Consider the following 25380-nt stretch of genomic DNA (forward strand, 5'->3'; position numbering starts at 1 on the left):
TATACCAAATGAAAAAAATAATATTCCTACTAGTTCTAGTTCTGGTATTTTCCTGTAAACAGCAAAAAAAGGAAGTCAAAACAGAAATCACCTTCAAAGAGCTTACTGTTGAAGAGAAAGCCCAATACGCTGCTTTAAAAAATGAAGCCTGGAAACTCTACCAATCCAAGGATTATCTACAATCTGCTAAGAAATACTCAGAAGCTTTTGGGATAAGTGGATACCATGGGAATACATCAGATACGTATAATGCTGCTTGCTCCTGGGCTTTGACCAAAGAAATAGATTCTGCATTGGTACACCTATTACGAATTGCCAAGAGAGGAGAGTATACCAATTATAGCCACATTACCACAGATAGTGACCTATCTATCTTACATTCGGATAAACGATGGAACCAAGTTCTGGCACTGGTTAAAGCAAACAAAGAAAAAGCTGAGATCAATTTTGACAAACCACTAGTTGCATTACTCGATACCATATACCAGGATGATCAAGGGCCAAGGAGACAAATAAATGACATCATAAAAAAATACGGCAGAGATTCTGATGAGCTAAAACAACATTGGAAAAAAATAGCTACTAAAGATTCGATTAGCCTAATAAAAGTTGAAAAAATACTGGATGAAAGAGGCTGGCTAAGTAAAGATATCATCGGCAATAGAGGAAATACTACCCTGTTTATGGTAATACAACATGCAGACTTAGAAGTGCAAGAAAAATATCTACCCATGATAAAAGAAGCTGTAAAGAAAGGAAATATACGGCCTGGCAGTTTAGCATTACTAGAAGACAGAATCGCTATACGTAAAGGGGATCAACAAATTTATGGGAGTCAAGTCGGGCGAGATGCAGAAACAGGTATATATTATATTTACCCACTACAAGATCCTGATCATGTAGACAAAAGAAGAGCAGAAGTTGGACTTGGGCCACTGCAGGACTATGTTTCTAGATGGGATATCATCTGGGATTCAGAAAAATATAAACAACAATTACCAGATTTAGAAAAAAAACTAAAAAAGTAATTAAAAAAACAGTTGTGCTTTTGAGATTTTTTAATTCGAAATTCGTCAATTCGATTTCTTCTACCATAGGAAGAAGTGTATCGAGCCCTTCGACACGCTCAGGATGACAAGAATTTTGAATTAAAAAAGCTATTCTCGATAGCTCTGCTGAACTTGTTGAAGTACAATTTTTCTCCATATCATCTCGAGCGTAGTCGAGAGGTCATTCCGAAAAACCACTCGAATTACTTTCATTTTCGGAAGAACAGGATAGTATGGTAATTAAAAAAAACCTCATCCAATAGTTAGGATTTGCAATCTGTGTTATCAAATTTATGAGCAATTTCTGGGTAACAAAAAAGCTACATAAGGCACTTATTTATAAAGAAATGAGATAGATTAGCGTGAAGGATAGTAGCGGCATCCTTTTTTCTATTTGCTTCCCTCTTTTTGCCTTAGCAACATGCATAAAGAATCAGAAAAAAGATATAGCGAATAGCCTGACCCATAGGGTCACGCCTCAAAATATGACATTAGTATTATAGAAAAGAATTACTTTACTTTGTAGGTAGATACCATTACACAAAAATCAATTTAATTTAAAAAAGCTTAATGCCTAAATTTCCATTTTACAAACAAGCAGAGTCGAAAGATTGTGGGCCTACTTGTATTAAGATTATCGCAAAACATTATGGAAGAGTTCTCAATACTCAAAAACTTAGATCATTAAGTGAAACCACCAGAGAGGGAAGTTCTCTTCTGGGGCTTAGTGATGCGGTAGAGGAAATAGGTTTTAGGTCCCTGGGGGTAAAACTTTCTTTAAGCAAATTAGACGAGGTACCTCTACCTTGTATTGTACATTGGAACAAAGTACATTATGTAGTCGTCTATAAAATTAAAACCTCACGAAAAGGCGAAATGACCATTTATGTCTCTGACCCTGCTCACGGATTGATTACCTATACAAAAGACGAATTTATAAAAGCATGGATCGGTAATAACGCCGACGAAAACACAGAAGAAGGTGTCGCCTTATTAGTAGAACCTACTCCCAATTTTTATAATGATAACCTGGATGAAGAGGATCAAAAATTTGGGTTTAAGTTTATATCCAAATATGTATTTAAATACAAAGCCTTTCTTTTTCAGCTGGCATTAGGTCTAGGTGCAGGAAGTTTATTACAACTTATTACTCCGTTTTTAACGCAAAGTATAGTCGATGTCGGGATCAAAAATCAAGATCTAAATTTCATATACCTTGTATTGATCGCAATGCTTTCTTTGTTTATTGGTAGAACATTAATCGATGTTTTAAGAAGTTGGATTTTACTCCATCTTAGTACACGTATTAATATATCGCTGATATCAGATTTCTTTATTAAGCTCATGAATCTGCCTATCTCCTATTTTGATGTAAAAATGACGGGGGATCTTTTACAAAGAATTAATGATCACAAGCGAATCGAGCAGATACTAACCATGTCTTCTTTAAACGTGCTATTCTCGATGGTTAATCTTATCGTATTTAGTATCGTTTTGATCTATTATAGCGTTCCTATTTTTGGTATTTTTGCAATAGGAAGTACGTTCTATTTTGCATGGATACTTGTGTTCTTTAAAAAACGTAAAAAACTGGATTACAAACGCTTTTCGCAGATTAGTGAAGAGCAAAGTAAGGTTATCGAACTGGTAAATGGTATGCAGGAAATAAAACTGCATAATGCCGAAAAAAGAAAACGATGGAACTGGGAGTTTGTACAGGCAAAACTGTTTAGAATATCTATTGAGAGTCTAGCTCTGGAGCAGTACCAAAGTGTAGGTTCTTCTTTTATTAATGAATTAAAAAACATTCTCATTACGGTTTTCTCTGCAAAACTGGTTATAGATGGTGATATCACATTAGGTATGATGCTGGCGATTACAGCCATCGTAGGGCAATTAAATGCACCTATCTCTCAATTAATTAATTTCCTAAGAGAACTACAGGATGCACAAATCTCTTTAGAACGTCTGGGAGAAATTCATAATAAAGAAGATGAAGAGCATCCTGGTGATGAAAAGATTAGAGATATCTCGGCAAACTCAGGTTTTGAAATCAAAAATCTTAGTTTTAGATATGTTGGAGCTGATAAACCCGTTTTAGAAGACCTGAATCTTTCTATTCCCGCTAATAAAATCACAGCTGTTGTTGGGGTTAGTGGTAGTGGAAAAACAACACTAATGAAGCTCCTTCTTAAGTTTTATGAGCCGGATGAAGGACAGATTTTTATTGGCTCTCATGATTTACATAATGTATCCCAAAAAGCATGGAGAGATCAATTTGGTGTGGTGATGCAGGAAGGGTATATTTTTAATGATACTATTGCTAATAATATTGCAGTAGGAGAAGATTATCTGGATAAGAAAAAATTAGCACATGCAGTCGATGTTGCTAATATCAAAGAGTTTATCGAATCACTCCCTCTTTCTTATAATACCAAAATAGGGATGGAAGGTGTAGGATTAAGTACCGGACAAAAACAAAGGCTGTTTATAGCTCGGTCGGTATATAAAAACCCTAAATATTTGTTCTTTGATGAAGCCACTTCTGCTCTTGATGCCAATAATGAAAAGGTAATCATGGAAAAACTGGATACCTTCTTTAAAGACAAAACTGTAATGGTGATTGCACATCGATTGAGTACCGTAAAAAATGCACACCAGATTGTTGTTTTAGATAAGGGTAAAATTGTAGAAGTAGGAAATCATGAATCACTAATCAAAGAGAAAGGAAACTATTATCACCTAGTTAAAAATCAACTCGAATTAGGAAAATAATACTTGAATTAATAATTACGAATTGAGAATTACGAATTAGATGAAAAAAGAAAATGTTGTTCAAACCAAAAGTTATGAATTTGCATTATTATGTATCCGTTGTGCATTTAGAAATTAATAGCATAAAAAAGCGTCAATTCGAATGGTTTTTCGGAATAGAATGAAGAAAAATTGTATCGAGAATAGCTTTTTTGATTCAAAATTCTCGTCATCCTGAGCGTGTCGAAGGGCTCGATACACTTCTTCCGCTGGTCGAAGCACTCGAATTGACGAATTTTGAATTAAAAAATCTCAAATGCACAACGGTTATGTGTATTAAATTATATCAAAACTGTATCGTACATAACAAAATTGAATGTTATAGAAATGAGTTGGTTTATCATTCCGACTGATTTAGTCCGGTGCAAAAAATGGATTCCAGTCTACACTGGGATGACAAATAATTATTAAATTAAAAAAATCGCAATACATAATTAAATATTATGCCAGACACTTTAGACGAAATACAATTACGTAGTGAAGAAGTACAGGAAATCCTAACCAGGGTTCCGCATTGGATGATACGATGGGGAAATCTCTTGATTTTGGTATTGGTACTACTGTTATTATTTCTTTCCTGGCTGGTTAAGTATCCCGATGTGATACCTGCAGAAGCGATTATCACTACTCGAATACCACCGCAAAAAGAATATGCCCAAACTAATGGTAAAATTGAATCTCTATTTGTTAAAGACAATCAAATTGTACCCAAAAATACTCCCCTGGCAATATTAGAAAGCAGTGCTAATTATAAAGATGTGTTTTTGCTTAAATCTATTGTAGATACCATCAAAGTAAATACTAAATCATTCACATTTCCTATTGATGAGTTACCGGTTTTATTCCTGGGAGATATCGAAACCAGCTATGCCATATTCGAAAATAGCTATTCTGAGTATATCCTAAATAAAGAATTACAGCCTTTCTCTAATGAAGCTATTGCAAATCAAACCTCTTTATCAGAACTCTACAGACGCCTAGAGAGTCTAAAGGCTCAAAAAAAGCTTGGTAAAGCCGAACTGGAATTTAAACGAAAAGAGCTTCAGCGTCAAAAAAACTTATTTAAAAAAGGGGTAATCTCTGCACAAGAATTCGAAAGTAAAGAGCTCGATTATCTACGAACTAAACGTAATTATGAAAATAACGACGTGCAACTATCTCAAATTAACGAGAGTATTAGTAACGCTACCAAAACGTCTAAAGGTACAGAGATTAACAAGAGAAAAGAAGAAATTAACCTGTTTAAAAAAGTGTTACAGTCCTTTGGGCAATTAAAGAAAACCATTAAAGACTGGGAGTTGCAATACGTGCTTAAATCTGATATCGAAGGTCGTGTTTCTTTCCTTAATTTTTGGACAGAAAATCAAACCGTAGCCCTGGGAGATCTTGTTTTTATTATTGTCCCTTCAGAATATTCTTCTTATCTGGCAAAAATCAAAGCTCCTTCTCAAAATTCGGGAAAAATAAAAGTGGGACAAACTGCTAATATTAGATTAGAAAATTTCCCTGATGATGAATTTGGAACCTTGAAAGGTAAAGTAAAACACATCTCCCTGTTACCAGATAAAGATGGGTTATATCTTATTGATGTTGAATTGCCCGAAAAACTAATTACTACCTATGACAAAGAAATTCCTTTTAAACAAGAAATGAGAGGTGTTGTAGAAATTGTTACCGAAGATCTTCGGCTTATTGAGCGTTTCTTTTATCAGTTTAGAACATTAATGGATAAGTAAAAGATATTTACAATTTTAAGTAATCAAGTTTGACATAAGAAAACTAAGTCAGTTCTAAAAAAACAGATAAAAATTATATCCATTGAAAGGAAATGACGAAAGATAAACTGAACCCTCCATGTCTGGTCGAGTGATTTTTCGCAATATCCTCTCGACTACGCTCGAGATGACATGGAGAAAAATTGTATCGAGATCCAATTGTGGTAATACCCCTTATTGCATCTCGATACAATTTTATCAACCGCTATCACTACTGATAAAATCACTCGATGAGACGTAAGAGTATAAAAATCAACAAGCCAAATAATCTGTCAATAGTGTTTTCTTACGTCGAACTCAGATTTTAAGTAAATTATACGTCTACTTCTTCTGATATTTCTCCCTGAGTAGAATTAACCTCTTCTGAAACTTCTTCCTGAGAAGGGTTTACTTCTTCTAATATTTCTTCCTCAACAGAATCAACTTCTTCTGATATTTCTTCTTGAGAAGAACTAACTGCTGCTGCTTTAGGTTGGGCTTTTTCAAGTTGTTCCTCCTCACCTGAGAAATAAGGAAACACATCCATGATAGGAGATTCTGAAATTGCCGGTACTGTATAATCACTAACAGAATCCTTCATCATACTAATGGTATTATCATAGGCTTCTTTTACATCATTAGCCTGTACTAATAAGTACATACTCGACTTTCTTTCTTTACCACTTTCTTCATCATAAGAAACTAAGGCTACTTTTGATTTAAACCATCGATCAGAATTTTCAAAAGGATGGATCTCGGCAAAATTTGCAATCTTAATATTCGTGATTTTAAATTCTTCACTAATATATGCTGACATTTCTTCGTTGATTCTGGTTTCAGCTTCTGTATAGGATAAAGCATCTACCAAATAAGGTTCTGTAGTAACTTTCTGTACTCCAGAATCATCTATTTTTCTATACTTTACTTTACATTCATACCAAGTAGTGCTCATATCTTTTTTTTTAGGATGGCAAATATATATTTTTAAAAAAGTGATAGCTATGAATACCTATAATAGATATTCACAATTTTAAAATTCTATCTCTTTTTGATATGTCGGTCCTGTTATCTAAGCCGAAAACAGTAAACTAAAAGAATAGCTTAAAAAACAAAAAACTTGTTCTCTTAATTTGTGGATACTAATAAGTTAAAAACTGATTTTAATTAATCTATTTTTCTTTTTAGAAAGCACTTCTATAATAAATTCATTTTTTGAAATCTCAATCAATCTACCATTTCTATAATCGACTTCAAGTTCATCCTCCCCAACTTTGTTCGTGTCAAAAATAGCATCTTTGCTAACCGTACCGTTATCATCACTAATTTTATAAGTCATTAAGTACCCTCCATAACCTCCAATATGCAAGTGAGGAACCTTATTTAAAGGAAGTTCTATGTTTTTTATATTATCCAGGAAAATTAAATGGTGATTATCATTGCTTAAAAAATAAGTAAAAGACAACTCTTTACGTGTTTCTTCTTTACCTCTTTTCTGTTTTTTTGGTAATTTTTTCATCCACAACAAATCCCCTTTATTGTCTAGTTTTGTGATTAACATATCATGATAATGTTGCCTGAATCTTCCTTTATATTCTGTTTCAAAAAACTGTTCACCAATTAGTGTAATGCCTGTATCATTTATACCCAAATATTGAGGTGTCAAGTTTGTAAACTCAGCTTCGTTCTTACTTTCTTTTTCCTTTAACTTTTTCCTTGTCTTGTCACTTTCGTATTGTTTTAAAATACTCGTAGGAATTTCATGTGCTTTTTTGTAAATCAAATCACCACCTTTATCAAATCTAAATATAAAAACACCATCAGTATCATTACTAATATATCTTTCTTTGACATTGCCTTGTGTGTAAAAACCTGTAACAGTAAGTTCTCCTGTTTTATTTAGATGCATATTGGCTGCATTGATATATTTATCATCCAAACCTAAGGTTAATGTACTTTCTGAATCTTTAGAAATTTTAACGACTTCTAAATGGTAATTTTCAGCTCCATCTTTTCCTCTTTTTTTATCCTTCTTACTATTATCATGAAATATTTTTGATAGTATGTACACATCTCCATATGTACTTACTTTATAATCAATAATTCTCGTTTTGGTCTCTGAATACGGCATTTTATATTCTTTAGACCATATTTCTTTCAAATTTTGATCAAAAACATGTAGCTTAATTAATTCAAAACTTTTTTTATTGTTTTTGATCTTTGGTATTTTTGTATACTTAACCACTAATTTAGTACTATCTCTTGAGGTATTAATATCAAATTTATCTAAACCAACGAAGCTTTTTATTTTTTCGGGTATATCTATTAGTAAAGTTGATTGATCAGAAAAAGTTCCTTTTTCAAAGTTGATTTCTTTGTAATAAAGTCTTTCATGTTTTGTTTTTCTTCCCGACCAACTAGAATAAAAATAGTAGTATCTATTATTTAGGGCTACAATTTTTTCTTGCATTTTGTTTTCTGGTAAATCAGTAATTTCTTTAGAAGAAATAAGATTAAGGTTTTCTGTATCAAATTTTTGAACAACTAACTGTTTCCTGTTACCTTTTACTGACATTATTTGACTATCTTTCAAAGTATAATAGAACGGCCAATAACCATTATATACTCCTTCTATGTTTTCATAAGGTTCACCAATAGTATATGCGTAATCTTTGGATAAGTTGTCTTGAGCATTTAAAAAACAGCAACATAATAGGGTGAAAGTAATAATATAGGTTTTCATGCGTATAAATTTTAAGGATTAGTTGATAATAAAAGAGTGTATTTAAAGGAATAAAAAAGTTTAAATTATACAACCCTAAATAGCTATCGTTTTTTTGACAAACCACATTCTGTTTGTCTATATCTTTTAGTGTCCAAAAAAGGGATAATGTTACCTTTTATTTTAGGTTATTTTTCTAACATGTTCTACAAACTAAATGATATTAAAAAATTCCATTTCACAGATCGTAAACTTCTTGTATAGACAATAAAAAAACCTCACAGGTTTTAAAAACCTGTGAGGTCTGATTATTATAGTACGTAAATAAAGTATTAAGAACCTACTTCTTCTTTAATCTTATCTGTGCTTTTACTGGCCACCCATTTTTCTACCAATCCTTCTAATATCGTAAGTGGTACGGCTCCATTGGTTAACACTACATCATGAAACTCTCTGATATCAAACGCATCACCAAGAGCTTTTTTTGCATTTTCGCGTAACTCGAGAATCTTATTCATTCCGATTTTATATGCTGTGGCCTGACTTGGCATAACAATATGACGTTCTACCATTTTTACAGCATCACTTTCTGCATTAGGAGTATTATCTACATAATATTTAATGCCCTCTTCTCTACTCCATTTTTTGCTATGAATCCCGGTATCTACAACTAATCTGCAAGCTCTCCAAAGCTCCATTGCCAATCTCCCAAAATCTGAATACGGATCACTGTACATTCCTATTTCTTTTGGTAGTAATTCGGTATACAATCCCCAACCTTCTGTATATGCGGTATATCCACCAAATTTCCTGAATTTCGGGATGTCCTGCAATTCTTGTGCAATAGATCTCTGCATATGATGTCCCGGTATACCTTCGTGATATGCCAAAGCTTCCATCTGGTATATTGGCATTGCAGTCATATCATATAAATTGGCATAATATGTCCCTGGTCTTGATCCATCAGGAGTTCCTCTTTGATAGAAGGCTTTTCCTGCATTTTTCTCTCTAAAAGGCTCTACTGCTTTTACAATGATATCTGCTTTAGGCTTGGTAATAAAAAGTTCATCAAGTTTAGATTTCATCGTATCAATTAATCCAACTGCTTGTTTAAGGTATGCTGCTTTTCCTTCTTCGGTATTCGCTAAATAGAATTTTTTATCTTCTTTCATATACTTGAAAAAATCTTGCAATGTTCCTTCATATTTAACCTGCTTCATAATATCCCGCATCTCATTATGAATACGAGCTACTTCTTTTAACCCAAGCTCATGAATCTGATCTGCAGTCATCGTAGTAGTAGTCGTGCGTTGTAATGCATTATTATAGAATGCATCTCCTTTAGGAAATTTCCAGCAACCATCATCTGTAGTTGCTCTTTGTTGTTGTCCTTCTAATAATGTAATAAGATTATCATACGCCGGTTTTACACTGTCTATAAGTCCTTTTTCTGCTTTAGATACCAATTCATTCTGCTCTTCATCAGATAGTTTAAGTGTTGATATTTTATTTTTAAAATCAGCCAGTAAAGTACTTTCCTGATTAGATTTATCAAATGGTTGTCCTACAATAATATTGCGACTATCATCAAGAACTCTGGCAAATACAAATTTAGGAGGAAGGATACCATTCTTTTCTCTGATTTTAATATTTTCTATTGCTTGAGCAAACATTTCATTGATACCATTTAATCTTGAAATGTAAGCTTCTGCATCACTTTTATTCTCAATCTTATGCATATTGATAAGAAAAGCAGGAATTCTGGATTGCATTCCGAACATCTGATTTACTGGATAATCATAGAATCTATATTGAAAATCTGCAATCTCATCTTCGAGATCTTGTTTCATCAATGTATAGCTTAGTGCAGTTGCTTCATTCAAATTAGAAACATCTGCGGAGTCTTTTAAGTAAGCGAGGCGTTCTTTTGCCTTTTCTAGATCTTCTGCTTCCTTTTTAGATGAGATGTCATCCCATTTACCATAATCATCTGTTTTAATCCCTAAATACGTTTGCATCATTGGGGATCTATCAATTTCTTGCTGAAACTGTACTTCAAACCAATCATTTAGTTTTTTTGATTGCTCTTCGACAATACCTTCTTGTGATACAACATCTTGCCTTGGCTCCTTTATTTCTTGTTTACAGCTGGTTAGCAAAAGAAAAGAAGAAAATAGCAATACACTAATTTTTACTTTGGTCATGATAGTATATATTAGGGTTAATTAGTTATTTTAAAATCATAACTTCTATTGCAGAATCATGATACACTTTATGTGTTTGCTTGGTAAAATCAGAAGCAGTTGCCTTAAAGATATTAGGAACGTAGGTCTGCGGATTTAAATCGATTAAAGGAAACCAAGTGCTTTGAACCTGAATCTGTATCTTATGTCCTTTTTTAAATGTATGGTGTATATCCTGTAGCTTAATATTTACATCTGTTTTCTGATTAGCAATAAAAGGTTCTGGTTTACTAAAATCATTTCGAAAACGTCCTCTCATCACTTCACTACGAACCATCATATGGTAATTAGCCATTTTTAAATATTTCTGTGTTTCCTCTGTATCTTTAGCATCATTAGGATACACATCTATCAATTTTACCGCCCAGTCTGCATCTGTACCCGTTGTAGCCACCTTTAGCTTTGCTAATACTTCTCCTGATATTGTCATATCCTCGGTAAGCACAGGAGTTTCATAAACTAAAACATCAGGACGATGTGCTGCAAATCGCTGATCGTCTGTCATATATTTTCTTGGTGTAAACACCATTTTAACATCTTCAGAATATGGAACTGGTTTTTTGGGATCACTTATAAATTCTGAAGATCCTGTACCACTTTTATCAGACAATTCATCATTAGCAGAAAGATAGAATGTCTTTTTCTCTATAGCTTTCGGAGGCCAACTTTCATAAGAATTCCACTCCTTTTTTCCGGTATCAAAAATTTGAATTTCTGGTAATCCGGTTTTTCCATCTGCATCTCCTTTTAGAAAGTGATTAAAAAAAGTAGTCTCTACATTTTTTTGAAAATTCAAAGAAATATCATCTCCAAAATACACATTACCAATAGCTTGTCGTTTTTTGGTTCTTGCCCAATCCCCATGACTCCATGGTCCAAAAACCATGATATTATAATTATCACTTTTCTTTTCGATATTTTCATAAGTCTCAAAAGGCCCATATAAATCTTCGGCATCAAATAAACCTCCTACAGTCATTACTGCAGGTTTGATTTTTTGAGTTTTTAAATGCTGAATTATTCCTCTTTTTTGCCAGAATTCATCATAATTTGGGTGTTCCTTTAATTGTGTCCAAAACACATTATCTTCTTTATAATACTGATCTAAAGTGCTTAACGGTCCAGCATCCAGAAAGAATTGATATTGATCTTCACTTGGTAATTTTGCAAATTCATACCAAGCCTCAGAGGTAGGCTTCGTTTTTTCATGTCCAAATAGAGGAGTAACTCTCCAATAACTTAATAAATACGCTCCATTATGGTGAAAATCATCAAAAAAGAAATCACCAATGCATGCTTGTGGCGATACTGCTTTTAGAGCTGGGTGTGCATCTAGCAAGGAATACGTTGCATAAAAACCAGGATATGAGATTCCCCATATTCCTACTTTTTTATTGGTATTGGATACATTCTTTACTAACCAATCTATCGTATCATAAGTATCACTGGCTTCATCAAATTGTTTCCCTTTTTTACCAGGAATATAGGCTCTCATATTGTCATATACTCCCTCACTCATCCAGCGTCCACGTACATCCTGATAGACAACAATATTACCTTCTTTCATCAAAAATTCATTTGGACCTATTTTAGATCTAAATTGATCTTTACCATATGGTCTCGAACTATACGGAGTTCGATGCATTAAAATTGGGTATTTTTTTGAGGTATCTTTTGGAGTATAAATTGTTGTATGAAGTTTAACTCCATCTCTCATCATTATATCAACTTCTTGCTTTGTGTAGTGTTCTTTTACATCATAGGAATCGACTTCCTGAGAGAACATAATACTTGCGAAAAGAAGCATTATGCTCCTTAAAAGAATAAATCTGACTGACTGCATTGGTTTAAATTTAGTTTATTGCTGAAGATAAAAAAATGGTACTGCGAGCCAGATGGTTTTAAGGAGATTTTAACAACTTACAAGAAATAATACGTTTGTAACATGCTCCACCCCATATAACCTCCCTATAAACCTGAGTTAGACGTAAGAAAATCATGTCAATTCGATCTGATACTTCGACATAGCTCAGTACAAGCTGGAAGATTGTCGCTTTTTATAACATTTTAGCTTAGGTCGAACTCAGGTTATAAAGAAGTATGTTATTTTTTTATACATGGCTTTCCTGTAACTTTTTCGAATGCTATAACTTTTGCTAAACTGTAATCTCCAAAAAGCATTTTTTTAAGTTCGAATTTTGCTTTTATGTAGTAGTTTTTATCAGACATTTTAAATGGACTTTCGGGCCATAATTTATCAAAATCTACTTTACTTACGTATACCCATTTAATAGTATCATATGGTTCTGCAAGCCATATTCTTTTATTCCTATTTATAGATTCAAAACTATATCTTAAATAATCTTTCTGTTCTATATCAATCATTTTATATTTTATAGAAGAGTCAATTATTATCACTGAATTCAAAGTCAAAAACCGATATCTAAATAATAGAACTAAAAAAACAAGAAAGATTACTCCACAGATACTTATAAAAACATTCATTATTCACCGGCGGTTTTAGTAATTTTTAATGTAAGAAATTTACTTAGTAAAATTCTTCAGGCCTAACTGTAACCACTTAAGGTATTCACTTGTATCTGGAGTATAAGCTGCGGTCTTATTAAGTAAATTCATATCTGCATCTAATAATGCATAATAAGGTTGTGAGTTATTTTTAAAGTTTAAGGTCTGAAATGTCGCCCACTTATCGCCTATTGTTCTTATCTCTTTAATTCTTCCATCAGGTTTTAAAAACTTAAATTGGTCGTTTTCTGATAGTTTTTCACGATCATCAACATATAGAGAAATTAAAACATATTTGTTCTTAAGGAGATCAATAATTTCTGGATGGCTCCATACCTGTTCTTCCATTTTACGACAATTCACACAAGCCCAACCTGTAAAATCAAGCATAATTGGTTTGTTTTGTGCTTTGGCTGCTTTTACTCCCTCTTCAAAATCAGTATATGCATTAAGTCCTAAGGGTCCATGGGCTTCTTTTTCATAAATACTATAAAATAATGGTGGAGGGAAACCACTTAACAATTTTAGATTCGCATAGACTGTATTGGTAAGTCCCGGAATCAAATAGATGACAAAAGCCAATGTAATAATCCCTATAGTTTTTCTTCCTTTACTTAGTTTTTGTATTGGACTATCATGAGGAAAGCGTATTTTACCAAAAAGATATAAAGTTAGCCCCAGGCCAATAATAATCCAAATACCAATAAACACTTCTCGTTTTAAAATCCCCCAGTGTTCTACAAGATCTGCATTTGATAAAAATTTAAATGCCAATGCAAGTTCGATAAAGCCCAAGACTACTTTTACGGCATTTAACCATCCTCCACTTTTTGGTAAAGAGTTTAGCCAATTAGGAAATAGTGCAAATAATGCAAATGGCAGTGCCAAGGCTAATCCAAAACCTCCCATACCAAAACTTAGCTGCATTGCTCCTCCATCACTACTAAGAGATCCCCCTAACAATGATCCTAAAATTGGTCCTGTACACGAGAATGATACCAAAGCTAATGTTAATGCCATAAAAAATATACCTATCACCCCTCCAATACTTGTAGCTTTACTATCTAGTTTAGTACTCCATGAAGCAGGCAAGGTAATTTCAAAATACCCAAAAAAGGATATCGCAAATACAATAAAAATGACAAAGAAGACAATATTAAGAGTCACATTTGTCGAAATATTATTCAATATCTCTGGATCTAACGAATCTAACAAATGAAAAGGAAGGCTTAATAAAATATAAATAATGAATATAAAAAAACCATATAAAATAGCATTGAACAATCCCTTTTTACGATCCTTGGATCCTTTGGTAAAAAAGGAAACTGTAAGAGGTATCATAGGAAATACGCAAGGAGTCAATAAGGCTATTAATCCTCCTAAAAAACCTAAAAGGAAAATATTAAAATAGCTTTTCTCTTTTACTTCTTCTGAAGGAAAAACATCTTTCCCTTTTACATCAATATGCAATGCTTCAGATTTCTTTTGATCACCTGCTGTAATACTAGTCAGATCTCCCTTATTTTCGATTGCTTCTCCAGAAAGCTTGATATCAAATTCAACAGTCTCTGGGGCTAAACATTTCTCATCATCACAAACCGAAAAGAATACTTCTGCTTTAACCTGCTCTAGAGTCTTATCTATACGCTTGATTTTTTGAGAAAAAGTTACTTTATCTTCAAAATACTTCACATCCATCTCGAAGATATTATCATACTTCTCAATGCCTTTAGGTTCTATCGTTTCGCCAATAAGAGCATATGTTTCCGGAGTATTATTATATGTAAACTCAGTTGGTGTTGGAGCTATCTCATCACTATCTGCTTCATGCTGAGAGTACAAATGCCATCCTTTATCAAGTGTAGCCTCAAAATATAAGATATAAGTGTCATCTGTTTCTTTCTCTATATTCGCTTTCCACTTAACAGGATCCAATGTTTGTGAAAAAAGCGTTGTTGAAAATAGTATAGAGGTTAATAGTAATAGGAAATATCTCATTAGGTTATTGTAATTTTAAGTATTTGCTTTGTTTGGGGTATTATCTTAAATCTATTATCTGCTCTATAGTTTATAATCCAGATGATTTCTTCTCCAGAACATAATAACCAGATTCTTTCTTTAGCAAGTAACGATAGTTTTTCATCTTTAAAATATTTGCTCAATTTCTTTTTCCCTTTCATTCCTAAAGGGTAAAAATAGTCGCCTTCTTTCCATTTTCTTACAGTTAATGGATACTTTAACTTTTCTTTATCAACATAAATGGTCTTAAGGTCTATATCTGATATTTCTGATGTTATTTTAAATTTAAGTGTTCCTGAAGGAATCATCAACATGCTTTCTTCTTCAGGTATATTATAATTGCGGTCCGTAATTTTTTCTGATATCGGACTCAATAATAAATATTCTCTATCTTTTACCAAACGATGAGTTCCTGAAAAAATTTGTTTTCCGGACTGGCTAATAATCATATTTTCAATATCACTCCATGCTTTAAAACCATATTCTTTTAATAAAAAATACAAGCAAGCTCTAGGGTTTCCATAATCAATTAATTTATTAATCGGTATTTTGATCGTATCATTTTCTGAAACCTCAAACAATTCTTTTTTGAGTTGGGTTACCTGGCCTTTAATGAATTCACTACTTTGCTTTAGGTACTCTAAAGTGGTATTAAAATTCTGTAAAAACTTTGGGTTAACCGCTTTTAGTTCTGGAATTACATCAAGGCGAAGTTTATTTCGCAGGTATTTCGTACTGCTATTACTGCTATCTTCTCTCCATTGCCAATCATTCTTTTTTGCATATGCTAAAATTTGCTCTCTTGAAAAAGGTAATAATGGTCGTACAAAAATCTCATTCACCTCTGGTATTCCTGTTAGTCCTTCTATCCCGGTACCTCTGGACAAATTAATTAAAAAAGTCTCTAGATTATCATCTGCATGATGCGCAGTAAGGATATAATCAAACTGATGCTCATGGGCTAGTTCTTTAAACCAATCGTATCGTAGCTCTCTGGCTGCCATCTGGATTGACAAACTATGCTCTTCTGCGTAATTTTCTGTATCAAATTGTGTTATAAAAACCGGGCATTGAAGTTCATGAGACAATTGAGAAACAAAACTTGCATCATCATCACTTTCTTCTCCTCTTAAATTAAAATTACAATGCGCTATACTATATTTCACATGCATAGCATGACAAAGTCTTACAAGTATAACACTATCTAATCCACCACTACATGCGATTAATAATTTACTTCCCGAAAGAAATGGAAAGTTTATCGTAATATGATCTTTGAACTTTTGTAACAACAGAGTCTATATTGAAGTTTTTCGATTTTTCAAATATACGATTTTGAATTGCGATAACAATCCTCTTCACAATTACATTTTATATATTGATTATCAGGTTTTTAATGCTTTTTTTAATTTGTTTTTATTATTTTCAGAAAGCAACTCCTAAATTACTGATAAATGAATAGGGTGTATGAATTATACATTCGTGAAGGTTCGTATCAAAAAAAATATTAATACCAGTTATTTTCTAAAAGAAGAACTCGAAAAACTTGAAGAAAAGTATATTGTTGAGAGAGATAATGAACTTATTATGCAAGAAGAGTTAGATGATATTTGTTATCATCAAAATTCTGAAGAAAAGCAGAATTTCATATACAATGATATGGATTCTGATATTCTTAAAGTCATGGATGTTGAGCCCTCATCAGAATATTGAAACATTTTAAACCAGATCAAAGTAATTATATCTAGTAAATAATCGATTATAGAAAAAAGTAAATTTCTCCGAGGCAAGCCCACGAAGCATTTTATAAGAACATCTTTTCAAACTTTAAACATTTACTAACGAGGCAAGTCTCGGGGTATTAAACCCTCCTAGAATAAAAATGCTCTATGAAGTTTAAAATTTCATAGAGCATTTCAGTGAAGCATAAATTAAAGCTCCTTGTTCATCAAAATTAAAAGTTTAACCCTTACCAGGTCCATGGTTCATCTGGTTCTGGAGCATACACAAAAGCTTGAGTTCTTTGTACCTCTGCACAAACAGGGTTGAGAGAAGATGGCATTGATACTATTACGGTAACATTATAAATCCCAATATCTGGCAATTGAATATATTCCCCTGTTTCATGATATGTTATACCAATTTCAGTTTCTGCTTTCCATTTGTATGTATAAGAATCATTATAATTATAAGTATGTACTCTACCACTGCTTATAAGCATTTCTGTATGATCATTAGTAGGGCATAAAACTGACGATAGTGCCTTGATAATAGTTTCATCAGTAGATTTTTTTAATAGACGGCCATCTTTTGAAAAATTATCACTTGAATGTGTATTTTTCGATTCTGATTTGATGGTGTTTAAAGTTCCATCATCTGCTTCACAACTATTAATAAAAATAGCAAGCATAACAAGAGTAATTTTAAAAATTGTTTTTTTCATGATTTATATTGTTAGTTAATAATAACACTAAAATAGTAATTCAATGATTTGCCTACTACCCCATATTCAGTGATATATTTTTTTTATAATAATTTACATCTATCAATAGATAAAAAAGATGATATTTCTGTATATCTAAACAAATGGCAAAAAGATGCTACTGCTAGCTATACTAATGATTGTAGTACTCAAATTGCAATATCAACCTTTTACAAAATTATATTTTACATATTGATTATCAGCTTTTTAACACTTTTTTTGATTTGTTTTTATTATTTTTAGAAAGCAACCCTTAAAGTACTGATAAATGAATAGGACACATGAATTACAAGAATTTTATGAGGCTGATGACCAAAGGGAATTTAGTAAGAAATTATTATCCATTGTACCACACTTACACCCCTATGTAAAACACAGATTATATATTGCAGAAAGCGTAGGTATTTTACCTCAGAACATGTATTGTTCTAATGGGATTATAGATGATGCGATATTGAAACTTTATCATGATGATCTGGATGTCGAAATAGATACCTTATCCCTGGAACTTAAACTCTTCAAAATCGCTGATGAGCTTATTGATGAATTACATATTCGTGAAGGTTGGCATCAAAAAAACATTAGCACCAGTTATTTCCTAAAAGAAGAACTTGAAAAGCTTGAAGAGAATTATACCGTTGAAGGAGATAATGAACTTATCATGAAAGAAGAGTTAGATGATATTTGTTATCATCAAAATTCTGAAGAAAAGCAGAATTTCATATACAATGATATGGATTCTGATATTCTTAAGGTGATAGATTCTGAACCCTCATCAGAGCATAGAAAACAGAAATTATTAGGTAAATTCTATAGTTGGCTCCCCATAGAGACTTCTAAAATTATTGATCTTTTTGTTTTCGGGAGATTAAACTTTGATGAAATTGCTAAAATTAAAGATACAACCGCACAGGAAGTCAAAGAAATTATCATTGATGTACGAAAGAGTTTTAGGAGAAATCTTATTTAGCTAATGAGTCAATTAGAGGTGAGTTTGTGAGACACTATCTCGTAAAGTATGTAACTAAAAAATATTGAGAGTTAGGCTTTTATTTAGAGTCTTATCTCTAACTAACTCAAAAACTACACTCCCTCTAATACCTCTCTCATTGCTTTTGCCTTAAGCAAACATTCTTCATATTCTTTATCGGGGTCTGACTTGGCAGTTATAGCTCCCCCAACAGTATATGATATGTATTGTCGTTCTTCATTATACAGAATACTTCTAATCACTACGTTAAAGTCAAAATCTCCATCTGGAGTAAAATACCCTACAGCTCCACTATATAACCCTCTTTTAGATTTTTCGAGATTTTCTATAATCTGCATCGCAGAAATCTTGGGTGCCCCCGTCATACTTCCCATTGGGAAAGTAGTTTTGATAACATCAACAGGAGAAGTAGCATCATCAACTACAGAAGTCACCGTAGATATCATTTGATGCACCTGTTTAAATGAATATACCTTACACAACTCCTCAACAGTAACTGACCCTTTGGTTGCGGTTCTTGACAAATCATTTCGTACCAGATCCACAATCATTACATTTTCTGATCGCTCTTTGGGATCACTATATAGATCTGATATTAATCTTTTATCCTCATCAATATCCTGAGATCTTTTGGCCGTTCCTTTTATGGGTTGGGAAATTATTTTTTTTCCTTCTTTTCGCAAATAGCGTTCTGGTGAAGCCGATAACAAATAATGATCATTCATTCGAAAAAACGTGGCAAAAGGAGGTTTTGAAATATCGTTTAAGTGATAATATGTCTGTAAAGGATGAATGCAACTATCTTTTGCATAAAACTCCTGACAGAAATTAGCTTCATAAATATCTCCCCGATGAATATGGGTAAGCATTTCATTTACCTTTTTCTTATATTCATCTTTTGTGATACGCAGGCTTATTTTCACTTTATCACAAGGTTGCTTTACAATGTCATTTTTGCGTATTGAGTGCTCTGAAATTGCCTTAAAATCTTCCTCCATTTCATCATCCACCATTCTCAAATATTGCATTTCAAGCATATTCCCCTTGAGTAGAAAGAGTTTTTTAGGCTGAAAAAAGTACAAGTCCGGAAAGTGTAGTTCATCCTGATTTGCAGAAATTAAGTCTTCTATATCATTTTTAAGATCATAAGAAAGGTATCCAAAAATCCAATCAGAACTTAATCCCTGATACTCTTTTAGTGTATCAAAACCATTATGATAATCAGTTTTTATTGTCGTAAAAGCATCTACTGCCAATACAGCATCGTAACTAGAATAGTTTTGGGTATATTGGTTAGAATCCAGCCAAATAGCCTCTTCAAATTGCTGCCCCCAGTGTAATAATTTGGTTTTAAATTCTGAAAGATCTTCTAAGATATATTGTCGAACACTTCGCACTTGCTCATTAAATTTGATGTGCAAAAGTACTGAGAACTTCGTTTAATCCCAATAAAAGTGTTTCATCTGTTACGGTATTTGATTCTATAGAAAAATTATCATAAAACGAAGGAAAACTAAAACTCTCTACAATTTCGGCTCCAAATCTAGGAAAAACATTCTTCGCATATTCTAATGAACTTACCCCTCCTCTTTTACCGGGAGAAGTACTCATCAACAAAATTTTCTTTCCTTCCAGGAAATTACGATCCAATCGAGATAACCAATCTATTACATTTTTAAAAAAAGCACCCCAACTACCATTATGTTCATTTACAGAAATAATCAAGGCATCAGCTTCAGAGATTTCTTGTTTTAATCCCATTACCATCCCTGGGAAACCATTATTTTTTTCTTCATCCTCACTATACATTGGTATAGCATAATTTACCAGGTTAATTATTCTTGTATCGTATCCTTTTATTTCTGAAACCACAAACTCTACAAGCTTATGATTAATAGAAGTGCTGCTATTGGAACCTGCGAAGGCAATGATTTTCTTCATAAAAATTATATTAGGAGGTCAAAAATAACTAAAATAAAGGTAAATCTTTGATATATAAAAAACACCTATTGGGATACATACGAATAGGTATTTTTTATATTTAAAATTAATGTAGAAAAGACTACTAATTAGATATAAGATTTTACTATGCCTAACCTATTGGTGTACCGCAATGGCCAGTAACACCATCTCCTACTACTGGGGGTACTATAATTCCACATTTCAGATATGCACAACAATCCCAATTAACACGTGCTTGATTTCTTAAAGCCGAATATTTTTTAGATAATCTTAACCTGCATAGTCTCATTTTTTCTGCTTCTTCTGGAATAGAAACATTATACATACCACATTTTGCATCGACAACACTTGTAAAAGGCTCAATACCTTCGTTATATTCAGGTAAACAAGAATGTATCAGACATAAATCATCATTTTTAGACATTTCAGTACTTTTTGTGTATCTATCAATGAGAGCTAATACATAAATATCGTTTATAATCTTATCAATTTCTGTTGCTTCCTGATTTTCGAGATCAAAACGTAAATATAACTGTGACATCTTTTGAACGATCTCATTATAAACCTCATCCATTTCTAAAATGGTATCAAACCCCAACGTTTTTGCCAGTTGCAAATTTTGTTGATCGGTAAGCTGTACCTCTTCCAGTAGTTGTAATGCTTTGTCTGAATCTACTACTTTATCTACAGAACCTATCATTTGCTCCATATATTCAAGAAATTTTGGATCCTCTGCAAAATTTGCAAAATCTTCTATTATTGTTTCTTCTGGAACTTGCTCTTCTTCAGATGAATCGTCATTACATGCGATTAAAGCACAAAACAATAGCATACCCAATAAGATTATTTTTGATGTTTTTTTGATATGTAACATAATTTATGATTTTAAGTTGATACTCAAAATTAGATCGAAATCCGTTAAAAAAAGGTTCAACTTATAAAATGGCACTTCTACTTTCTCATATTTCTATAAAAAAGTATATCCTACGTTCTAATTACTATATTGTTAAGGCCTGCGATAACTGAATCTCAAAAATAAGGCTACCTTTGTAGCATCAAAAAAACAGATCAATTGACTTTTCGAGATTTAAATCTAAATACGCAACTTCTTAATTCCCTTGATGATTTAGGGTTTGAGACTCCCACTCCTATTCAGGAAAAAGCTTTTGCTTCCGTAATGTCGGGAAAAGATGTTGTAGGTATTGCACAAACAGGTACTGGTAAAACATATGCCTATATGCTTCCGATTTTAAGGATGCTAAAATATTCTGTACAACAAAACCCAAGAGTATTAGTATTAGTTCCTACACGAGAACTTGTTGTACAGGTAGTTGATGAAATCGAAAAACTTTCTACCTATACCAATGTGCGAATAACAGGAGTATATGGAGGTACAAATATCAATACACAAAAACAAGCTGTTTCGCAAGGATTAGATATTATAGTTGCTACTCCGGGGCGTTTATATGATCTGGCAGTAAGTAGAGTATTACAATTGAAATCTATTCAGAAACTAGTAATTGATGAAGTTGATGTGATGTTGGATCTTGGATTTAGACATCAATTGATGAATATTTTTGACATCCTTCCGCGACAGCGACAAAATATTATGTTTTCGGCTACAATGACAGATGAAGTAGATCAAATGATATCAGAAACATTTGTTGCTCCTCAAAAAATATCTGTAGCTAAAAGTGGAACACCTCTTGAAAACATCAAACAGTATGGTTACAAGATTCCAAATTTTTACACAAAAGTTAATCTGTTAGAACAATTGCTTTCTGATAAAGAAACCTATCACAAAACATTAATTTTTGTGGGTTATAAAAAGATTGCTGATCGTTTGTTTGAACAGTTAGAAAAAAAATACGCAGAAGAGATTTGCATTATCCATTCTAACAAGACTCAAAATTATAGATTACGAAGTATCGAGCAATTTAGAAAAGGAGAAAATCGAATATTGATTGCTACAGATGTAATGGCCAGAGGTCTGGATATAGAAAATGTAAGCCAGGTAATAAATTTGGATACCCCAGAATATCCAGAAAATTATATGCACCGTATTGGTAGAACCGGTCGTGCAGAAAAAGAAGGAGTTTCGTTTGTACTGACTACAGAAAAAGAACAAGAATATCTGGATGCTATCGAAAATTTGATGGAGATGAAAATCGAGCAATTAGATATTCCCGCTGGTGTAGAAATCTCTGATCAGCTTACTCCCGAAGAACAACCCAAAATTAAAGAAATCAACAATCCTCATAAACGTCCTAATGATGAAGTTGGAGCTTCTTTTCATGAAAAGAAAGAAAAAAATAAAAAAGTAAACCTGGGAGGTTCATACCAAAGAGAGATTAAGAAAAAATATAAAAAACCAAAAACCAAAGGGGATAAAACATATAACTTAAAAAACAAAAACAAGAAACGATAATGTTATGAACTCATATTGATTTTGTTTTTTTAGATTGAACTCTCTTCTAATACCTTTTTATGGATTTAAATCTTGCAGTATTAATAGACGGTGATAATATACCATCAACGTATATAAAAGAAATGATGGAAGAAATTGCAAAATATGGCAATCCGACCATCAAAAGAATTTATGGAGACTGGACTAAACCAGATCTTACAAAGTGGAAAAAAATTCTTCTAGAGAATGCAATAACACCTATCCAGCAATATGGATATACAAAAGGTAAAAATGCTACAGATTCTGCAATGATTATAGATGCAATGGATATTCTTTATTCTGAAAAAGTAACCGGCTTCTGTTTGGTATCTAGTGATAGTGATTTTACACGTTTAGCAACAAGGCTTAGAGAAGCGGGAATGAAAGTTTTTGGAATAGGAGAAAAAAAGACGCCAGATCCATTTATTGTAGCCTGTGATAAATTTATTTATCTAGAAATCCTTAAATATGAAGCAGAAGAAAATGAATCAGAATCTATTGATACTACATCTGTTTCTAAAAATAGTGTTGATAAAATCACTTCAAAAGAGATTAAATTAATCTCACATACCATCTCCGACGTAGCCGATGATGATGGCTGGGCCTTTCTAGGAGATGTCGGTAGCTTGTTACAAAAAAAACAACCAAATTTTGATTCCAGAAACTACGGTTTTCAGAAATTAACTCCTTTAATCAAGTCTATTAAAAATTTTGAAATTGAACAACGTGAAGCTGCCAAAGGAAGGTCTAAATTAATTTATGTTCGGAATAAAAGACAAAGAAAGAAATAAGTGAATTGCAACAAAAAAATATAGCTATGAGATCATTACTAGTAAAAGGAGGAATATTTTTCATTATTCTAACATCTTTTCAGATGGAAGCTCAACAAGTCTATAAAGAAAAGTTTGCACATACTTTTTCTATTGTAGCCAGAGATAAGGCTACGGGAGAAATGGCAGTAGGAGTGCAAAGTCATTGGTTTTCTGTAGGGTCGATTGTTTCCTGGGGTCAATCTGGTGTTGGTGTGGTAGCAACACAATCTTTTGTTAATCCGGCATACGGCCCTAACGGCCTTAAACTTATGTCTGAAGGTAAAAGTGCCAAAGAAGCACTCGATCTTCTGGTAGCAAAAGATGATGGAAAAGATTTCAGACAAGTAGCTTTTCTGGATGTAAAAGGTAATGCAGCTGCTTTTACAGGTGAAAAATGTATTGTCTCTGCACATCATATCGTTGGAGATAACTATGCTGTACAAGCCAATATGATGCTTAATGACAAAGTGGTTCCTGCAATGGCCAAGGCTTTTGAAGAACATAAGGACCTACCTCTGGCAGATCGTGTAGTCAAAGTACTTATAGCTGCTCAGGAAGCAGGAGGAGATATCAGAGGTAAGCAATCTGCAGCACTGGTGGTTGTAAATGCAAAACCAGCTAAAAATTCCTGGGAGGATAAAAAAGTAAATCTAAGAGTAGATGATCATGCTACACCCTTAGTAGAATTACAACGCCTATTACAAGTACACAAAGCTTATGAATATATGAATAAAGGAGATCTGGCAGTAGAAGTTGGAGATATGGAAATAGCTCTCGAAGCCTATGGAGCTGCAGAACAATTATTTCCTGAAAATTTAGAAATGAAGTATTGGAAAGCAGTAGCATTGGCAAATAATAAAAGGCTTAATGAAGCATTACCTATATTTAAGCAAATTTTTGATCAAGATAAAAACTGGAGAGAACTTACCAAAAGACTCCCAAAATCCGGGTTATTAACAGTATCAGAAGCACAGCTTGATCAGATTATAAATTTATAAAATTAATTAAAAACAGAATTCTCATTGGCCTCTATCTTTGCTCATGGATTTACAGCATATGCACTTGGTAAAAGTTTTTCAAAGGAGCTATATACCAAAAAGCTATGGATATTAGGAATCATCTGTTCAATCCTTCCTGATGCAGATGTTATAGGTTTTAAATTTGGTATAACGTATGAAAGCTTTTGGGGACATAGAGGGTTTTCACATTCATTACTCTTTGCTTTATTTCTTGGAATCATAGTCACTCTTATTTTCTATTCTAAAAAGGTATTTACCACTACAGGGATTGGATTAATCTTATATTTTACTATCTGTACAGCTCTTCATGGGGTTCTTGATGCAATGACCACAGGAGGACTCGGGATTGCGTTCTTCTCTCCTTTTGATACTACCAGATATTTTTTTCCGTGGAGACCGATTCAAGTATCTCCGATTGGCGCTAGTAAGTTTTTTAGTACCTGGGGGCTTAAAGTATTGTTAAGTGAATTAATCTGGGTCGTGATACCAGCAAGTATTTATATCTTAGTGATTCGTTATATCAGAAAATCTAAAAACTAACTTC

Annotated in this window: 20 protein-coding genes; 9 read left to right on the plus strand and 11 right to left on the minus strand. The window is 32.9% G+C overall.

Annotated elements, in window-relative coordinates; genetic code table 11:
* The first annotated feature begins 8 nt into the window (after window positions 1-8).
* The 3 genes from ATE84_RS20075 to ATE84_RS20085 all read left to right on the plus strand — a co-directional run bounded on the left by ATE84_RS20075 (window position 9) and on the right by ATE84_RS20085 (window position 5599).
* The gene (locus tag ATE84_RS20075) at window positions 9-1028 is read left to right on the plus strand and encodes a DUF6624 domain-containing protein (RefSeq protein ID WP_233195854.1); all 1020 of its coding nucleotides are present in this window, start codon (window positions 9-11) and stop codon (window positions 1026-1028) included.
* Window positions 1029-1619: 591 nt separating this feature from the next.
* Window positions 1620-3824 (plus strand): peptidase domain-containing ABC transporter, encoded by a 2205-nt coding sequence (locus ATE84_RS20080; protein WP_101449665.1) that lies wholly within the window; start codon window positions 1620-1622, stop codon window positions 3822-3824.
* 482 nt (window positions 3825-4306) lie between these two features.
* Entirely contained in the window at window positions 4307-5599 is a 1293-nt protein-coding gene (locus tag ATE84_RS20085) for an HlyD family secretion protein (RefSeq protein WP_101449666.1), read from the plus strand.
* A gap of 352 nt (window positions 5600-5951) precedes the next feature.
* Here ATE84_RS20085 and ATE84_RS20090 read toward each other — a convergent pair whose 3' ends face one another.
* From ATE84_RS20090 to tilS, 7 genes are all read right to left on the minus strand, one after another.
* The gene (locus ATE84_RS20090; RefSeq protein WP_101449667.1) at window positions 5952-6569 is read right to left on the minus strand and encodes a DUF4494 domain-containing protein; all 618 of its coding nucleotides are present in this window, start codon (window positions 6567-6569) and stop codon (window positions 5952-5954) included.
* A 195-nt stretch (window positions 6570-6764) separates the two neighbouring features.
* Window positions 6765-8357: a hypothetical protein gene (locus ATE84_RS20095; RefSeq protein WP_101449668.1), complete on the minus strand. Its 1593-nt coding sequence runs from the start codon at window positions 8355-8357 to the stop codon at window positions 6765-6767.
* A 311-nt stretch (window positions 8358-8668) separates the two neighbouring features.
* A complete protein-coding gene (locus ATE84_RS20100) occupies window positions 8669-10540 on the minus strand; it encodes a DUF885 family protein (protein WP_101449669.1) in 1872 nt (623 codons plus the stop codon).
* A 25-nt stretch (window positions 10541-10565) separates the two neighbouring features.
* Window positions 10566-12422 carry a CocE/NonD family hydrolase gene (locus ATE84_RS20105; protein WP_101449670.1) on the minus strand — a complete coding sequence of 619 codons (1857 nt, stop codon included), beginning with the start codon at window positions 12420-12422 and terminating at the stop codon, window positions 10566-10568.
* Between the two features lie 260 nt (window positions 12423-12682).
* Complete coding sequence (locus ATE84_RS20110) at window positions 12683-12964, minus strand: hypothetical protein (RefSeq protein ID WP_143273675.1); 282 nt, start codon at window positions 12962-12964, stop codon at window positions 12683-12685.
* 159 nt (window positions 12965-13123) lie between these two features.
* On the minus strand, window positions 13124-15103 hold the full coding sequence (locus ATE84_RS20115) for a thioredoxin family protein (RefSeq protein WP_101449672.1): 1980 nt from the start codon (window positions 15101-15103) through the stop codon (window positions 13124-13126).
* Window positions 15103-16416, minus strand: a complete 1314-nt coding sequence (gene tilS, locus ATE84_RS20120) for a tRNA lysidine(34) synthetase TilS (protein ID WP_101449673.1) — start codon at window positions 16414-16416, stop codon at window positions 15103-15105. Before tilS ends, ATE84_RS20115 begins: the two co-directional genes overlap by 1 nt.
* A gap of 175 nt (window positions 16417-16591) precedes the next feature.
* On the opposite strand from tilS, the gene ATE84_RS20125 reads away from it, so the two are divergent.
* Entirely contained in the window at window positions 16592-16837 is a 246-nt protein-coding gene (locus tag ATE84_RS20125) for a hypothetical protein (protein ID WP_101449674.1), read from the plus strand.
* 256 nt (window positions 16838-17093) lie between these two features.
* On the opposite strand, the gene ATE84_RS20130 is transcribed toward ATE84_RS20125, so the two are convergent.
* A complete protein-coding gene (locus tag ATE84_RS20130) occupies window positions 17094-17567 on the minus strand; it encodes a hypothetical protein (RefSeq protein ID WP_101449675.1) in 474 nt (157 codons plus the stop codon).
* A 307-nt stretch (window positions 17568-17874) separates the two neighbouring features.
* On the opposite strand from ATE84_RS20130, the gene ATE84_RS20140 reads away from it, so the two are divergent.
* Window positions 17875-18576 (plus strand): hypothetical protein, encoded by a 702-nt coding sequence (locus ATE84_RS20140; RefSeq protein ID WP_101449677.1) that lies wholly within the window; start codon window positions 17875-17877, stop codon window positions 18574-18576.
* A 113-nt stretch (window positions 18577-18689) separates the two neighbouring features.
* Here the strand turns inward: ATE84_RS20140 and pabB are convergent, their stop codons facing one another.
* From pabB to ATE84_RS20155, 3 genes are all read right to left on the minus strand, one after another.
* The gene (gene pabB / locus ATE84_RS20145; protein WP_101451123.1) at window positions 18690-19994 is read right to left on the minus strand and encodes an aminodeoxychorismate synthase component I; all 1305 of its coding nucleotides are present in this window, start codon (window positions 19992-19994) and stop codon (window positions 18690-18692) included.
* Window positions 19995-20001: 7 nt separating this feature from the next.
* Window positions 20002-20538, minus strand: coding sequence for an NADPH-dependent FMN reductase (locus tag ATE84_RS20150; protein ID WP_101449678.1), 537 nt, complete (start codon window positions 20536-20538; stop codon window positions 20002-20004).
* A gap of 151 nt (window positions 20539-20689) precedes the next feature.
* Window positions 20690-21433, minus strand: a complete 744-nt coding sequence (locus ATE84_RS20155; RefSeq protein WP_101449679.1) for a hypothetical protein — start codon at window positions 21431-21433, stop codon at window positions 20690-20692.
* A gap of 198 nt (window positions 21434-21631) precedes the next feature.
* On the opposite strand from ATE84_RS20155, the gene ATE84_RS20160 reads away from it, so the two are divergent.
* From ATE84_RS20160 to ATE84_RS20175, 4 genes are read left to right on the plus strand one after another with little or no spacing between them, the layout of a single operon-like run.
* Window positions 21632-22987 carry a DEAD/DEAH box helicase gene (locus ATE84_RS20160; RefSeq protein ID WP_101449680.1) on the plus strand — a complete coding sequence of 452 codons (1356 nt, stop codon included), beginning with the start codon at window positions 21632-21634 and terminating at the stop codon, window positions 22985-22987.
* Window positions 22988-23046: 59 nt separating this feature from the next.
* Window positions 23047-23796, plus strand: coding sequence for an NYN domain-containing protein (locus ATE84_RS20165; RefSeq protein ID WP_101449681.1), 750 nt, complete (start codon window positions 23047-23049; stop codon window positions 23794-23796).
* A 26-nt stretch (window positions 23797-23822) separates the two neighbouring features.
* Complete coding sequence (locus tag ATE84_RS20170; RefSeq protein ID WP_101449682.1) at window positions 23823-24815, plus strand: DUF1028 domain-containing protein; 993 nt, start codon at window positions 23823-23825, stop codon at window positions 24813-24815.
* A 24-nt stretch (window positions 24816-24839) separates the two neighbouring features.
* Window positions 24840-25376 carry a metal-dependent hydrolase gene (locus tag ATE84_RS20175; protein WP_101449683.1) on the plus strand — a complete coding sequence of 179 codons (537 nt, stop codon included), beginning with the start codon at window positions 24840-24842 and terminating at the stop codon, window positions 25374-25376.
* Window positions 25377-25380 lie beyond the last annotated feature (4 nt).

The organism is Aquimarina sp. MAR_2010_214 (genome assembly GCF_002846555.1).
In the GTDB taxonomy this organism is placed as follows: domain Bacteria; phylum Bacteroidota; class Bacteroidia; order Flavobacteriales; family Flavobacteriaceae; genus Aquimarina.

Bases quoted from the DNA above. Each gene is read 5' to 3' on its own strand.
- ATE84_RS20110 (WP_143273675.1), bottom strand. From the start codon at position 12,964: ATGATTGATATAGAACAGAAAGATTATTTAAGATATAGTTTTGAATCT.
- ATE84_RS20075 (WP_233195854.1), top strand. From the start codon at position 9: ATGAAAAAAATAATATTCCTACTAGTTCTAGTTCTGGTATTTTCCTGT.
- ATE84_RS20105 (WP_101449670.1), bottom strand. From the start codon at position 12,422: ATGCAGTCAGTCAGATTTATTCTTTTAAGGAGCATAATGCTTCTTTTC.
- ATE84_RS20170 (WP_101449682.1), top strand. From the start codon at position 23,823: ATGAGATCATTACTAGTAAAAGGAGGAATATTTTTCATTATTCTAACA.
- ATE84_RS20150 (WP_101449678.1), bottom strand. From the start codon at position 20,538: ATGAAGAAAATCATTGCCTTCGCAGGTTCCAATAGCAGCACTTCTATT.
- ATE84_RS20100 (WP_101449669.1), bottom strand. From the start codon at position 10,540: ATGACCAAAGTAAAAATTAGTGTATTGCTATTTTCTTCTTTTCTTTTG.
- ATE84_RS20165 (WP_101449681.1), top strand. From the start codon at position 23,047: ATGGATTTAAATCTTGCAGTATTAATAGACGGTGATAATATACCATCA.
- ATE84_RS20140 (WP_101449677.1), top strand. From the start codon at position 17,875: ATGAATAGGACACATGAATTACAAGAATTTTATGAGGCTGATGACCAA.
- ATE84_RS20155 (WP_101449679.1), bottom strand. From the start codon at position 21,433: ATGTTACATATCAAAAAAACATCAAAAATAATCTTATTGGGTATGCTA.
- ATE84_RS20080 (WP_101449665.1), top strand. From the start codon at position 1,620: ATGCCTAAATTTCCATTTTACAAACAAGCAGAGTCGAAAGATTGTGGG.
- ATE84_RS20090 (WP_101449667.1), bottom strand. From the start codon at position 6,569: ATGAGCACTACTTGGTATGAATGTAAAGTAAAGTATAGAAAAATAGAT.
- ATE84_RS20085 (WP_101449666.1), top strand. From the start codon at position 4,307: ATGCCAGACACTTTAGACGAAATACAATTACGTAGTGAAGAAGTACAG.
- ATE84_RS20125 (WP_101449674.1), top strand. From the start codon at position 16,592: ATGAATTATACATTCGTGAAGGTTCGTATCAAAAAAAATATTAATACC.
- ATE84_RS20115 (WP_101449672.1), bottom strand. From the start codon at position 15,103: ATGAGATATTTCCTATTACTATTAACCTCTATACTATTTTCAACAACG.
- ATE84_RS20130 (WP_101449675.1), bottom strand. From the start codon at position 17,567: ATGAAAAAAACAATTTTTAAAATTACTCTTGTTATGCTTGCTATTTTT.
- ATE84_RS20095 (WP_101449668.1), bottom strand. From the start codon at position 8,357: ATGAAAACCTATATTATTACTTTCACCCTATTATGTTGCTGTTTTTTA.